Source organism: Rhodanobacter caeni (assembly GCF_039523575.1).
GTDB classification, from domain to species: Bacteria; Pseudomonadota; Gammaproteobacteria; order Xanthomonadales; family Rhodanobacteraceae; genus Rhodanobacter; species Rhodanobacter caeni.
This window is the reverse complement of sequence record NZ_BAAAFO010000003.1, coordinates 841053-855533: the sequence shown is the minus strand read 5'-3', so window position 1 is coordinate 855533 and position 14481 is coordinate 841053. Positions and strand designations below refer to the sequence as shown.

The 14481-nt window shown below is 65.4% G+C and carries 10 protein-coding genes; 8 read left to right on the top strand and 2 right to left on the bottom strand.

Translation table 11 applies throughout. The features are described 5' to 3' along the window. On the bottom strand, positions 1-436 hold a 436-nt coding region (locus tag ABD017_RS12490; RefSeq protein WP_483430737.1), incomplete at its 3' end, for an RIFT barrel domain-containing protein. A 456-nt stretch (positions 437-892) separates the two neighbouring features. On the opposite strand from ABD017_RS12490, the gene ABD017_RS12485 reads away from it, so the two are divergent. From ABD017_RS12485 to prsT, 5 genes are all read left to right on the top strand, one after another. After that, positions 893-1702, top strand: a complete 810-nt coding sequence (locus ABD017_RS12485; protein WP_343883076.1) for a PEP-CTERM sorting domain-containing protein — start codon at positions 893-895, stop codon at positions 1700-1702. Between the two features lie 179 nt (positions 1703-1881). Then, positions 1882-3018 carry a non-hydrolyzing UDP-N-acetylglucosamine 2-epimerase gene (gene wecB / locus ABD017_RS12480; RefSeq protein ID WP_343883075.1) on the top strand — a complete coding sequence of 379 codons (1137 nt, stop codon included), beginning with the start codon at positions 1882-1884 and terminating at the stop codon, positions 3016-3018. Positions 3019-3114: 96 nt separating this feature from the next. Beyond that, a complete protein-coding gene (gene prsK, locus ABD017_RS12475; protein ID WP_343883073.1) occupies positions 3115-5196 on the top strand; it encodes an XrtA/PEP-CTERM system histidine kinase PrsK in 2082 nt (693 codons plus the stop codon). Continuing rightward, positions 5193-6554 (top strand): PEP-CTERM-box response regulator transcription factor, encoded by a 1362-nt coding sequence (prsR, locus tag ABD017_RS12470; protein ID WP_343883072.1) that lies wholly within the window; start codon positions 5193-5195, stop codon positions 6552-6554. The genes prsK and prsR overlap by 4 nt, the downstream gene beginning before the upstream one ends. Positions 6555-6590: 36 nt before the next feature. Beyond that, on the top strand, positions 6591-9404 hold the full coding sequence (prsT, locus tag ABD017_RS12465) for an XrtA/PEP-CTERM system TPR-repeat protein PrsT (RefSeq protein ID WP_343883071.1): 2814 nt from the start codon (positions 6591-6593) through the stop codon (positions 9402-9404). 135 nt (positions 9405-9539) lie between these two features. Here prsT and ABD017_RS12460 read toward each other — a convergent pair whose 3' ends face one another. Then, positions 9540-10343 carry an N-acyl amino acid synthase FeeM domain-containing protein gene (locus ABD017_RS12460; RefSeq protein ID WP_343883070.1) on the bottom strand — a complete coding sequence of 268 codons (804 nt, stop codon included), beginning with the start codon at positions 10341-10343 and terminating at the stop codon, positions 9540-9542. A gap of 449 nt (positions 10344-10792) precedes the next feature. Between ABD017_RS12460 and ABD017_RS12455 the strand changes: the two genes are divergently transcribed. From ABD017_RS12455 to ABD017_RS12445, 3 genes are all read left to right on the top strand, one after another. Next, positions 10793-11851 (top strand): nitroreductase family protein, encoded by a 1059-nt coding sequence (locus ABD017_RS12455; protein WP_343883069.1) that lies wholly within the window; start codon positions 10793-10795, stop codon positions 11849-11851. A gap of 616 nt (positions 11852-12467) precedes the next feature. Next, positions 12468-13220 (top strand): PEP-CTERM sorting domain-containing protein, encoded by a 753-nt coding sequence (locus ABD017_RS12450; RefSeq protein ID WP_343883068.1) that lies wholly within the window; start codon positions 12468-12470, stop codon positions 13218-13220. Between the two features lie 171 nt (positions 13221-13391). After that, on the top strand, positions 13392-14273 hold the full coding sequence (locus tag ABD017_RS12445; protein ID WP_343883067.1) for a ThiF family adenylyltransferase: 882 nt from the start codon (positions 13392-13394) through the stop codon (positions 14271-14273). The last annotated feature ends 208 nt before the right edge of the window (positions 14274-14481 follow it).

Below are 14481 nucleotides of genomic sequence, written 5' to 3'. Positions count from 1 at the left end.
TCGTCGCCAGCAGTTGCGACAAGGTGACGTCACCGGCGGCGGGCGCCGGGCCGGCGCTGGCCGACAGCGCCAGCGGCAACGTGGCGCTGCCCGGCAGCGAGGACACCATCGCCGTGATCACGGCATGACGCAGGCTTCCGTCCGGATAGGTGGCCTTGGCATCCACCTGCAGTGCGACCGGCTGGCCGTCCACGCTGGCGGTGACCGTCTTGCCGGCCGGCACGTCGCCGGCCTTGAACACCTGGCCGAAGCTCACCGGTACCAAGGATTGGCCTTGCTTGGCCTGGCTGACCACGGTGTTGGTCACCACCGTGGCGGCCTGCGCTGGCGCCATGCCCAGCAGCAGGGCGAAGGCGGCTACGCCGACAAGGCATTGTCGGAGGGCACGCAGGTAGCGCTCACCCGCGCCCGAGCAGAATGGCTGATCTGTAAGCATTCGAATCGCTTGCCTTGCATCCGGTAGATGAACGGCGAGATGTCTGCCTCGCCTCGTTGCTTGGACGCAGCCCCCTGTCCACCCGGAGGTGGTGGCCTTGTCGCGCCTTCGACCCGGAACAACGCTGCGGATAGCGCCGTTTGTTGCCAGGATCGGTTATGAAGGCTACCGGTGGCGGCGGGGCGGAACTGCGCGCTGCCGCACAGATTGGCTAGTCCAATCAAGTCCTTACGATCTATGCCGGGCCAGCGGTTACGACGTGGGGCGTTCCTTTCCCCGGATCAGGAGAGGGACGTTCGGCTTCCCGCCTCGGGTGTCGGAAATATTTACGCTTCGCGACTTTCCCGATGCTAGTGAAAGCGTGAAAGCCAAGTGAAATCAATAGCCTGCTTGATGGCACGCGCCTTGCTTTAGGGACCCCGCATCACTTTATTCGATCTCTCAAGGAGCGACACCATGAAGTCAATCAGGTATCTCGGACTCGTCGGTCTGGCGGCTGCCAGCCTGTTCGCGTCGCAGGCTTTTGCGACGCCATGCGCCGCCGGTTTCGATGGCGGTCCCACCTGCATCGCCACGACCAACGGCTACGGTGAACACACCCTGGAGCAGATCCTGGGCGCAGCCGGCACGGACGGCAGCATTTTCTCCGCCGGCAACGGCATCAACCCGTACACCCAGCAGTTGAACCCGGCCAGCTATTGGTCCGTCGCGGGCACCGGCGGCAGCGAAAACACTGTCATGCTGACCCTGACTGGCAACGCTTCCGGGTTGACGTTCGGCATCTTCGATCCGACCAACATCGCCAACACGCTGACGTTGTTCAGCGGCGCCACGGCTGGTTACACCACAACCCTCAAGACCAACGGCTTGGGTGGTTTTGCTGCGACGTATTACTCGGCGGACCCGCTGGCTGCGTCCACGGGCCATGCAAGCGCCGCCTTTGGCGGCGGCAACTTGTTCGGCTATTTCTTGAAGGTTGGTAACACCTTCTATTACTCGGACAGCGCGTTGAACAGCGACGGCACCCCCCGCGTTGTCACCTACGCTGGCGATGGCTCGAACAAGATCGAGGCGACCAACGGCGTGTTCACGCCTGGCGAGTATCTGCAGGCTTGGGAAGACGGTGGCGATTTCGACTACAACGATTTCGTCGTCGTGGTGGAGTCCGTCCATCCCGTTCCGGAACCGGCCGTGCTTGGCATGTTTGGCATTGGTGCGCTGCTGATCGGCTTTGCCGCCAGCCGTCGCCGCCGCGAGAACGTCTGAGCCACAGTGGCAAGGATGTAGGACATATCCAGGTTGTTCTTGAATGGCCCGCCCTCTGGCGGGCCATTTTTTTGGCCTCAGAACTCCGGTGGCCGGGTCCTGCGCTCTTGCTGCAAGACCGAATCGTCGTGCGGCGCTGATACACTGGCCAGCGGTCCGAAACCTCGAGGGGAAGTTCCATGATGCAGCGGCTCAGGATTGATTTGATTGCGGCCGCGCGCCCCAATTTCATGAAGATTGCACCGCTGTTCCATGCGCTGCGCAGGGAGTCGTGGTGCAGCGTGCGGCTGGTGCATACCGGTCAGCACTACGACAAGAACATGTCGGACGCCTTTTTCAGCGATCTTGGCCTGCCTGCGCCCGATTTGCATCTGGGTGTGGGCAGCGGCAGCCATGCGGAACAGACCGCCAACGTGATGCTGGGGTACGAAGCGGCCTGCGTTGCCGAACGGCCCGGGCTGACCCTCGTTGTCGGCGATGTCAACGCCACCGTGGCTTGCGCCCTGGTAGCCGCCAAGCTGCATATCCCGGTGGCGCACCTGGAGGCTGGCCTGCGCAGCGGCGACCGCGACATGCCCGAGGAGATCAATCGCCTGGTGACCGATACCCTGGCCGATATCCTGTGGACGCCCTCGCCTGACGGTGATGCGAACCTGGCCGCCGAAGGCGTTTCGCCGAAGAAGATCACGCGCGTCGGCAACATCATGATCGACTCCTACGAGCTGATGCGCGAGCGCATCGAGGCCAGCGGCGAGCGGCAGCGGTTGGGCCTGGAGCGCGGCGGCTATGCCGTGGTGACGCTGCACCGTCCGTCCAACGTGGATGCGGCCGGCCCGCTTGGGGAGCTGGTTCGTCAACTGATCGCCGTGGCCGCGAGATTGCCGCTGGTGTTTCCCGTTCATCCGCGCACCCGCAAGAACCTCGAGGCCTTCGGGCTATGGACGACGTTGGCGCAGGCGCCTGGTGTGCAATTGGTCGAGCCGCTGGGATATGTGGACTTCATGAACCTTGTCTGCGACGCGCGCCTGATTGTTACGGATTCGGGGGGTGTCCAGGAGGAAACCACGTACCTCGGGATACCGTGCCTGACGCTGCGTACCACCACCGAGCGCCCGATCACCCTCACCGAGGGAAGCAACCAGTTGATCGCGACAGCCGAGCTGGTGCCTGCGGTGGAGAACATTCTGTCCGGCAATGGCGTCCATGGGCGCAGGCCCGAATTGTGGGACGGCCACACCGCCGCCCGGGTCGTGGCCGATATTCGTCGCCGGTGGAACCTGGTGGCGGCGGAGGCCGTGGAGGCGGTCGTTCCCTAGCGTCTACCAGCGGGCGCCGCGCAATGTCAGACTTCATGGCGTGCGCACCGCCCGCCAGGGGAGACCAAGCGCCGCGCCACAGGGGGCGCCTCATTCATGCACGCCATCGCCATTGCCAGTTACCTGATCTGTGCTGCCGCCTTTCTGGTGGGTGCGGTGCTGCTGACGATCGGTTGGCGGGGCCAGCGTACCGGCGCGCTGCTGATCGTGGCGACGCTCGTCACGGTGCTGTGGAGCGTGTTTCTGGCCTACGCGGAGTGGACGCGTGCGGTACCGGCCAACTGGATCCTCTTGGCCGAGGTGCTGCGTTTCGGCGCGTGGTTGACGTTCGTGAGCGCGTTGTTCGGCACCTGGCAGGCGTCCGGTTGGCAACGTGGCTGGCGCATCGGCGTGCATGCTTTGTGGATTGCGCTCGCCCTGTATTGCCTGTGGCCGATGACCGGGCTGGCACAGGCGACCGCGGTGGCGCTCGATATCGGCTTGCCGCTGGCCGGCACGCTGGTACTGGCCCTGCTCGGGGTCGTTTTTCTCGAACAGATCTACCGCAACGTCGACCCGGAACAGCGGTGGGCGCTCAAGTTTCTGGTGATAGCTCTTGGCGCGCTGTTCGCCTATGACATCTTTCTGTATTCCTACGCGGTGCTCTACCGGGAGTTCAATCTGAGCGCGTGGGCGGCGCGCGGTTTCATCGATGCGGCCATGGTGCCGTTGTTGCTGGTGGCGGCGGCGCGCAACCCGCAGTGGTCGCTGGAGGTCGGCGTTTCCCGGCGCGTCGTGTTTTATTCCACCAGCCTGCTGGTGGTGGCGATCTACATCATCGCCACGGCGATCGGCGGCTATTACGTGCGGTTGTACGGCGGCGACTGGGGCAGCGTGGCGCAGATCACGCTGGTCTGTTTCGCACTGGTCGTGGTGCTGTTGCTGGCCACCTCCGGGCAGGCCCGCGCCCGGGTGCGGGTGATCCTGCAGAAGAACTTCTTCAGTTTCCGGCACGACTACCGCGAGGAATGGTTGCGGCTGACGGCGACGTTGTCCGCCAGCGACACCGAGTTGCCGATGCGAGCGGTGCGCGCCGTGGCGCAGATCATGGACAGCCCGGCCGGTGCGTTGTTGATGTGCGACGAGCAAGGCAACCTGGTAACGGAGGCGCGCTGGAACATGCCCGTGCCGCCCGGCTTGGCGGTTTCAACCGCCGCGCCGGCCATCGAACTGATGCGCAAGCGCCACTGGATCTTCAATCTGGACGAGCCGCCGCCGCTGGGTCAGGAGCAGTTGCGCGCGCCGGAAGGCCTGCGCGCATTGCCGCGAGCCTGGCTGCTGGTGCCGCTGGTGCTGGAAGACCGCCTGGTAGGCATCGTGGTGGTGGCACAGTCGCGCGCACGCCGCACCTTCGATTGGGAAGACATCGATTTGCTGCGCGCCGCCGGAAGCCAGGTTGCGGGAACCCTGGCACAGGCCGTCAACGCCCGCCGGTTGGCCGAGGCGCGCCAGTTCGAAGGGTTCAATCGCCTCACCGCGTTCCTGATGCACGACCTCAAGAACGTGGCCGCCCAGCAATCGTTGCTGCTGCAGAATGCCGAGCGCCACAAGCGCAACCCGGCATTCGTCGACGACATGCTGACGACGGTGGCCAACTCGGTGGGGCGCATCTCCCGCCTGCTGGAACAGTTGCGCGGAGGCGTGGCGCCTGCCAACCTCAACCGCGTGCAACTGGCTGCCGTGATCGAGAGGGCGCTGGCCGAATGCCAGGCGCAGTCACCGCGACCCGATTACCGACCGGCGCCGGAAAAGCTGTGGGTGCGGGCCGATCAGGAGCAGTTCGCCACGGTGCTGGGCCACGTCCTGCGCAATGCGCAGGATGCCGCGGGAATCCACGGGCATGTCACGTTGACGGCGAAGCGCATCGCGAACGAGGCGGTGATCGATATTGAGGACGATGGGGCAGGTATGGACGAGGATTTCATTCGCAACCGGCTCTTCAAGCCGTTTTTCTCCACCAAGGAGAGCAAGGGCATGGGCGTGGGTGCGTACCAGGCGCGCGAGTACGTTCGCTCGCTGGGAGGAGCGGTGAGTGTCGACAGCACGCCCGGCAAGGGCACGACTTTTTCCATCCGGCTGCCGCTGGCCGGGCATGAAGGGGATTCGGCCGCGGCCGATCCGATGACGGCAACATCATGAGCACTGCAACGCGCCATCTGCTGGTGGTCGAGGATGATCCCGGCCTGCAGGCCCAGTTGCGCTGGAGCTTCGAGGATTACGAGGTGTTGTTCGCCGACGACCGCGCATCCGCGCTGGCCATGCTGGAAAGCCATCAGCCGGCCGTGGTTCTGCAGGACCTGGGCCTGCCACCGGACCCCAGCGGTACCAGCGAGGGCTTTGCCACACTGGGCGAGATCCTGCAGAGGGCACCCTTCACCAAGGTCATCGTGGCCACCGGGAACGGGGATCGCGACAACGCGGTCAAGTCGATCGGTCTAGGTGCCTTCGATTTCTGCTCCAAGCCGCTGGATCTGGAAGTGCTGCGCCTGATCGTGAGCCGCGCCTACCGCGTGCACGAACTGGAGGCCGAGAACCGCGCGCTGCGCAGCCAGTCCAGCTCCGTGCTGGAGGGCATCATCGGCAGCAGCGAAGTGATGGTGGATGTGTGCCGGCTGATCGAAAAGGTCGGCCCGTCGAACGCCACCGTCATGCTGCTGGGCGAGACCGGCACCGGCAAGGAGCTGTTCGCCCGCGCGGTGCACCGCCTCAGCTCTCGCCGCGATGGCCCCTTCGTGGCGATCAATTGCGCCGCCATCCCCGAGCCGCTGCTCGAAGCGGAACTGTTCGGTTACGAGAGAGGCGCCTATACCGGCGCCCACCGGCAGACCAAGGGCAAGATCGAGCTGGCCGTCGGCGGCACCCTGTTCCTGGACGAAATCGGCGACATGCCGCCGGCGCTGCAATCCAAACTGCTGCGCTTCCTGCAGGAGCGGGTGATCGAGCGCATCGGCGGACGCGAATCGATCCCGGTCGACATCCGCATCGTTTGCGCCACCCACCAGGACCTACGTGCGCTGATCCAGCAAGGGCGCTTCCGCGAGGATCTGTTCTACCGCGTCAGCGAGGTCAGCGTACGCCTGCCGCCGCTGCGTGACCGCATGGGTGATGCGACATTGCTGGCGCGCCATTTTCTGGCCCAGGCCGCCAGCCGCCATGGCCGCACCATCCGCGGCTTTTCCACCAAGGCGCTGAAGGCGATCGAGGGCCATTCCTGGCCCGGCAACGTCCGCGAGCTCGAGAACACGGTGAACAGCGCGGTGATCATGGCCGACACCAAGCAGATCGGATTGGCCGAGCTGCAGCTGGGAACCACCGGCGAGGATTTCCTGAGCCTGCGCGAAGTGCGCGCCGATGCCGAGAAGCGTGCCATCCAGCGCGCGCTGGCCAAGGCTGGCGGCAACCTCTCGCGGGTGGCGGACCTGCTTGGCGTCAGCCGACCGACGCTTTACGACCTGCTCGACAAATATGGCTTGAAGAAGACGGCGGACGCCGACTGACTCATGTGTGCCAATGTGCCAACCGAGATCGAGAAAATGCCCACTATCCTCAATGCCCGCTCCATGCGGCGCGGTCTGCTCGTCCTTTCGATCAGCCTGCTGGTGGCGGCCTGTGGCCTGGTCGATCGCACCGACGGCCTGACCGCCGGCGCCAGGAACCAGGCCGAAGGCAAATACCGCGCCGCCTATATCGAGGCGAAGAAAGTCCTGCAGAAGGACAGCAAGAATGGCCAGGCCTGGTTGTTGCTGGGTCGCGCGTCGTTGATGCTCGGCGATCCGAAGGAAGCGCTGAACGACCTTCAGAACGCGCGCGCGAATGGCGTGCCGGAAGCCCAGTGGGCGGTGCCGCTGGGGCAGGCGATGTTGCTGGCCCAGCAATACGACGACCTGCTCAAGACCTTGTCGCCCGACGCTTCGCTCGATCCGCCAGTGAAGGCTGAGGTGCTGCGGCTGCGCGGTGATGCCCAGCGCGGGCTCAGGCAGTTCGACCAGGCCGGGCAATCCTACAAGGCCGCCCTGGCGCTGGATGCCAAGAATGCGCGATCCCTGATCGGCCTGGCCAAGCTTGCCAGCGCCAGCAACAACCAGGATGCGGCCGGCCAGTACGTGGAACAGGCACTGGCCGCCTCGCCGGAAAGTCCGCAAGCGTGGATAGCCAAGGGTGATCTCGCCTTCGACGCGGGGCAACTCGCCGAGGCCGAAGCGGCGTATCAGAAGGTGCTCGGTATCAGCAAGCCGGACTGGCTGCCGCAGGAGCACTTCTACACGCTGTTGCGCCTGGCCAGCGCGCAGGCCCAGCAGGACAAGTTCGATCCAGCCCTCGCGAACATCCAGACGCTGGAAAAAATGGCGCCCGACCAGGCCTATCCGCACTACCTGCACGCCGTGGTCCTGTACAAGCAGGGCCACCTGGATGATGCCGTTTCGCAGCTCCAGCTGGTGCTCAAGGATGTGCCCAGCAACGAGCAGGCGCAGACGCTGATGGGCGCGGTGAACTACGCGCAGGGCAACTACGCGCAGGCGGAGATGTACCTCAGCAACGCCATGGGCATCAATTCGAACAACAGGGAGGCGAGGCGACTGCTGGCCCTGACGTTCTATCGCGAGGGGCGCACGAGCCAGGCGCTGAACACCTTGCGTCCCGCGGTGGACGGTTCGCCCTCCGATACCCAATTGCTGGCCCTGTTGCAGGGCGCGGCGGCGGCCGGCGTCCGCACGCCGGGGGCCGATGCGCTGGCCGGCGGCAAGACGCCGGCGAACGATCCGTTCGCGCCGGCCGAAAAGGCGCTTGCCGCCGGGCAGGATTCCGAGGCCTTGCGGCTGTTGCAGGCCATGGCGGTCGAGGATGCCGCCGCCGAAGCGCGGCGCAACCGCCTGCTGGTGATGACCTATGTGCGTGACGGGCGGGTCGCCGACGCGGTCAAGACGGCCGCGGCCCATGCCTCGAAACATCCCCAGGACAGCGCAGCGCACCTGGTCTACGGCACCGCCCTTATTGCGGCAGGGAAGCGACCCGAGGCACGTGCGCAATACGAACAGGCCGCGCGACTGGAGCCCGGCAGCCTCGCCGCGCTCATGAGCCTGGGCAGCCTCGATTCGCTGGAGGGTCGCTACAAGGACGCCGCCGGCCGCTACGACACCGTGTTGAAGCATGACCCGCACAACGAGGCGGCCATGATGGCCCAGAGCCGGCTGGCGCTGCTGCAGGGCGACAAGGCGGGCGCGATCAAATGGGCCAAGCAGGCCATCGATGCGGCGCCCAAATCGCCGGCGCCCTACCTCGGCCTGGTGTTGCTCTACAGCGAGAGCGGCCAGTTCGACGAGGCCGTGGGCACCGCCAAGCGCCTGGTGGCGATGGAACCGGGGAACCCGGCCGCGCTCAATGCCCTGGGCGCCGCGCAGATGAATGCGGGGGACACGGCCGAGGCATTGAAGACCTTGCAGAAGGCCGTGGATCTGGCGCCGCAGGCGGCCCTCTACCGTACCAACCTGGCGCGTGCCCAGCTCATCGGCAAGGACACGAAAGGCGCCGAAAGCAACCTTGAGCAGGTGATCAAGGGCGATCCGGACCAGGTGCAGGCCGTGGTCCTGCTCGCTACCGTGAAGCTGCAGGCAAACGACCTCCCCGGCGCACTGGCGCTGGCCCGTGCGCTGCAGACCAAGCCCGCCACCAGGGCGGCCGGCTTCGCGCTGGAGGGCGACCTGTACATGGCGAACAAGTCGCCGGGCGATGCCGCGGCGGCCTACCAGAAAGGCCTGAAGGCCAATCCCGACCGGCCATTGGTGATCAAGACTTTCCTGGCGCTGAGCGAGACCGGCGCCGCGAAACCCGAAACGGTGCTGACGGACTGGCTGGCCAGTCACCCCAATGACGAGGCCACGCGTACCCTGCTGGCCCAGCACTACATGGGCCACAAGCAGAACGTCCTGGCCGCAGCCCAGTATGAGCAACTGCTGAAAGCCAATCCCTCCAACGTCGGCGCGCTCAACAATCTCGCCTGGATCCTCACCGAACAACGTGATCCCAAGGCGCTTGCGCTGGCCGAGCGTGCCTACAAGCTGGCGCCGACATCGCCCAGCGTGCAGGACACGTATGCCTGGGCATTGCTGGCGGGCGACCAGGCGAAAACAGCGTTGCCGATCCTCGCCAAGGCCGCCAAGGCCGCGCCCAAGGTTCCATCGATCCAGTATCACCTGGCGGTTGCGCAGGCTCGCACCGGCGACAAGGCGGCGGCCCTCCGCACGCTTGAGTTGCTGCGGAAATCAGTGGCCGATTTCGATGACAAACAGGCCGCCGAGGCGCTTTATCGCGAGCTCGGTGGCACGAAGGTCGGCGGCTCGGGCAGCTAGCGCTGCCGGTACCGCGGCTCCGCCGGGGAGGCGAAGCCGCGGACGCCACAGCCGTGGCACATCAGGCGCGTGGGTGAGGAGGGTGCTCGCGATGGGAAGAGCGGACAGCGTCCGCCCGGTGAGCCGACGGTGCCCTCAGCCCAACTGCGCGAGGCGGGCGACCTCGCAGGCGGCCTCGCTGGGGGCGACGACCCGGCCCGAGTCGATGCTGTAGCGGTCCTTCAGGAAACCGGCGATGAGCGAGCCGCGCATCTGCGCCGGCTCGAACGCGAAGCGATCACGGAATGCGCTGGCCGGTATGGGATTGTCGCGGGCATCGGTCAGGCCCCGGGGCAGCACGTCATTGGCCAGCATCTCGCGCAGGCGCAACCGCAAGCCCACCACCGGGTTGTTGCGCACCAGCGGATAGTCGGTGGGGGCGGCGAACTCCTCGAAGCCGTAGCAGCGCACGTAGAACGCGGCATGCCGCGGGTGTACGCCGATGACGATATCGGTGAGTTCGGTGTGCAAACCGTAATGGATGGCCCAGCGCATCATGCTGAACAGCGCGCCGATGCCGCGTGCCGCCGATTCGCGGCGGTCCGCCAGCATGCCCACCTCGAGCAGGCGACGGCCGGCCTGGCGCAACGCGTCCAGTTCCTGCGCATAGACGCTGTCCAGCGCCAGGCCCATCGGATTGTCGCGAAACAGTGTCATCGTATGGCCGACACCGCTGCCGTCCGGTCCCCAGATCACGCAGGCGTGTTTTCCCACGGCGCCGGGAACGGCATGGATGCCGAACGGATTGGGGTTGATGAGCCCCATTTCCGCATAGCGCTCGTAGACCAGTTGCCAGGCTGCCTGGACCTGCTCGAGGGAAGTGGCGCACGAGCAAGTTGCTTCGCGGCTGTCGGAGGAACGCACGGCGCGCGCCGTGAAATCGATCGCTGTATTGGGCATTTGCGGCTCTTGTCAGTAATGTTGCAGTCGCCGGTAAACGGCACGTTGTCTCGAGGGACGCCACATGCCGCGGCGGGATACCACTTCGACCGCAAGTTCCGTCTGGCCGCTATGTCGCAGCGTTGGTTGAGCTGCGCGTGCTTGGCAAACCTTGAAGTGCAGGTTCGCGAGTTGTGGGTGTTCGTGGCTGGAACAGCGAACCTGATCGCGTCAACGCGGGTTGCATCCATGCCAGGGCCGTTGAAGCCGGCTGTGACCGTCGTCCGCGTGTATGGGTTGCGACGGTTATGTGAATTGTACGCGACGGACATACTAGGTTTTTGCGTCCTACGTATCAATATGCGCAATCCGCGATTGCATACCGAATGTGAACGGGGCCAGCGATACAGTCAGCGTGATCGCCAGAACGCCCGCAGCGCGGGTTCGTTGATATCCCCGGTAATGGATGGATGTGGACCGTGAACCAGGACATGAAGGTGGACATCCTGCGCGCAGGCATCGCGGCGCCCTCGGCAGACAATTCGCAGCCGTGGCGCTTCACCTGGGGCGACGATCATCTGGACGTCCGAATCGATGCCACGCGCAGCGGCAACGTGTCGGACACGCGTTACGTACTCAGTGACCTGGCGGCCGGCGCGTGCGTGGAGAACATGGTCATTCAGGGCCGCTCGCTGGGCTACGCCGCGCAGGTGGACGTTTTTCCCGAAGCCGGTGACGAGCTCTGGATTGCACGCATCCGTTGGCGCCGCGATCCCGACGGCCAGCGCGACCCCCTGGCAGCCGCCATCGACAGCCGTCATACCGATCGCAGCTTCCCCTGGCGGGGCGCCATTGCCCCATCGGCGCAGGCGCGACTGGATGCCCAGGCCGAACGGATCGAGGGCGCACGCCTGTGCTGGCCGCGTGCGGGCCGTGAAAAGAGCATGGCGCTGAAGCTTGTTCGGCTCGCCGAAAGCCTGCGTTTCCGCAGTCCAGCCCTGCACGCCGAGCTGTTTTCCAGCATCCGGTTCGCGGCTGGCTGGGATGCCGTCTGCGAAGAGGGACTGGCTCCCGCCACGTTGGCGGTGGAGCGGCCCATGCGTCCCGCTTTCGAGGCCATGCGCCGTCCCGCGGTGATGCGTGTGCTCAACCGTTTCGGTGCGGCGGCCATGCTGGGGTGGCGCTCTGCCTGGCTACCCATCCGGTTGTCGCCGGGCCTGTGCCTGCTGGTGGTGCCGTCGGCCGCCCGCACCGACGTGTTCGCGGGCGGCCGCGCCCTGCAGCGCGTGTGGCTGGAGGCCACATTGGCCGGATTATCGGTACAGCCCTACGCGGCGGCAGGCGTGCTGAGCCTGGGCTTCGTACCGGTCGAACCGCACCTGCGGCAAGCCTTGTCGCGGCTGGATGCCGGGCTCGCGCCGCTGTGTGGCAACGGCCGCGGACTGGTGTTCCTGCGTCTGGGCCAATCGCGATCGGCGCCGCCTCGTCGCAGCGGTCGACGCGCCATGGACAGCTTCGGTCCAGGCTAGCGCTTCGGTCCAGGCCAGTGCCACGTGCGCCTGGCAAGCTTGAGCTGGCGCATCTCGCGACGAGCCCGGGTGCCGCCTGTCCCGGTCTGTAGCTGGCCTCGAACAGCCGCCGCCGGAGGGGCCGCGGCAAGCGTTTTTTCGCCCCCTCTCACAGCGGTTTGGTTGACACTTTTCCTGGCGTGCCGTCACGCTGCCAGATCGACGATAAGCGGTTAATTTCACGCCAAATTCACGCAATTTCGTGAAGGTGGCGTGAAGGTATTTTGCGTCGGGATACTTTACATTCCGCCGGTTGATGATGGCTGGAAAACTAATCAATAAAAACAGCAGCTTGCATGTATGCGCGAGGCATGTGGCGGTCCGCACGGGAATCAGGTTGTAGGAATACCTTACAAATAGGCATCCGCTTGCCTGAAATATGCTCCTTTAGTCAATAGAAACAATGACTTGCAAACGTGGCACGTGATTTGCCTCATCAGGCCCAGGGCAGGGGCAAATCGCGGGCAACTACTGGTCGCGGCTATTCGCATTGAAGGAGAAGAACATGATGAAGAAGAAAGTGATTGGAGTCGCGCTCGCCGGCGCCCTTGCCTTGGGCGCATGGAGCGGGGCCGCGATGGCATCGCCGATTACCGTGGGTGGCATCACCTGGGACCCGGCCAATGGTGCGGACCTCACCGTACAGGCGATCGATTTCCGTGAGTCCTCCGTTTCTGCCGTCGGCGACGTGCTGACCGGCTACGGGCGTATCGGCTCGATCAATGGCGCCGATCAATCCGTGTTTTGTTCGGGTTGCAGCCTCAACTTCACCTTCCAGTACACGGTGTCCGCCATTGAAGGCGACGCGCTGAACCCGAAAGTGGTGTTCGACGGTGGCCTGATCAATTTCTACGTTGATCCGAGCGGCGGCTTCGATGTGGCCGATCCCTCGTCGGCCGGCTCGGCCACCGGCCCGCTGTGGCTCAGCCTCACTGGCCATGCCGCGCCATTCACCGGCTTCTCGGCGGTGGGTGATCTCTATTCCAACATCAACGGACCCATCGCTGCGCCGGGTTCGCTGTCGGGTGGTTTCGGTCTGCTGGACGTGGCCGGCGGTGCCGCGGGCTACTGGATGGATACCAACAGCCGGGCCGATGGCGCGGATTTCGACCTGAGCTCCTCGTTCTCGTTCAAGCCTTACGACCAATGCACCGGGCCGTCCTCTGACCCGACCAACATCTGCTACTACCCGATCGTGGGCACCGGCACCCTGACCGGCCAGACGCTGGCGGTACCGGAACCTGGCCCGATCGGCATGCTGGGCGTGGGCCTGGGCCTCATGGGCCTGCTGCTGCGTCGTCGCAGCAAGGAATCCGAACTGGGCGCCTGAGGCGTATCCGGATGCAGGCGGTTTGATCGATGGCGCCGCTTCCCCGAGCGGCGCCATTTTTCCATGGGCTTTCTCCGGCCTCGGTCCGCTGCCGCAGTGCGGAGCGTTGACGGTGCGTGGACGCCGGCGGCATACGATCCATGTTCTTCGCCCGAACGCAGGTACCTAACGATGTCTGACAGACCGTTGTCGGCGGAGCCGTTCGATTACGCCAGGGCCTTCAGCCGCACGATCGGCTGGATAACCACCGCGGAGCAGCCCATCCTGCGGTCCAAGCGGGTGGCGATCGCAGGTCTGGGTGGCGTTGGTGGCGCGCATCTGCTGACCCTGACGCGACTGGGCATCCAGTCGTTCAACCTGGCGGATTTCGACCGTTTCGGCACAGAGAACTTCAACCGGCAGGCGGGAGCCTTCCAGTCGACCGTCGGCCAGCCCAAGATCGAGGTGGTGTCGCGCATGGCGCGGGACATCAACCCCGACCTGGACATCAACGCGTTTCCCGAAGGGGTTACGCCCGGGAACATGGACGCGTTCCTCTCGGGGGTGGATCTGTACATCGATGGGCTGGACTTTTTCGTGCTGGACATCCGCGCCAGGCTGTTCGCGTTGTGCGCCGAACGCGGCATTCCGGCCATCACCGCCGCGCCGCTGGGCATGGGGGCGGCGGTACTGGCGTTCCTTCCCGGCCAGATGACGTTCGAACAGTATTTCCAGCTGGAGGGCCAGCCGCGAAACGAGCAGCTGCTGCGATTCATGGTGGGCCTGGCGCCGGCCGTGCTGCATCAGGCGTACCTGGTGCAGCCCTCGGCCGTGGACCTGGTGAACCAGCGCGGTCCCTCGACGCCGATGGCCTGTGAAATCTGCGCCGGGATCGCCGGCACGCAGGCGCTGAAAATCCTGCTCAAGCGCGGCGAGGTGATTGCGGCGCCGCGCGGCCTGCATTTCGACGCGTACCGCAACAAGCTGGTGCGCACATGGCGGCCCGGTGGCAACAGCAATCCGCTGCAGCGCCTGATCCTGTGGCTGGCGCGCCGTCGCTTCATGGGCAAGTAGCCAACGGGTCCTGCAGCAAGCGTCGAACCGCGCCGCAAACCTCGCAACCCAGAGCGACGGTTCGTCGCACGGCAGGGCCAGCCTTGCGGCTCCAGTGCCCGTTCGCTGGCGTCGCGCGTTGTTGCAGCGCATTTGACGGCAACGAGCGGGGTGGGTACATGTCGTGCACGATTTCCTGCGCCTGCACTGAAGTGCGGCCGACGACATG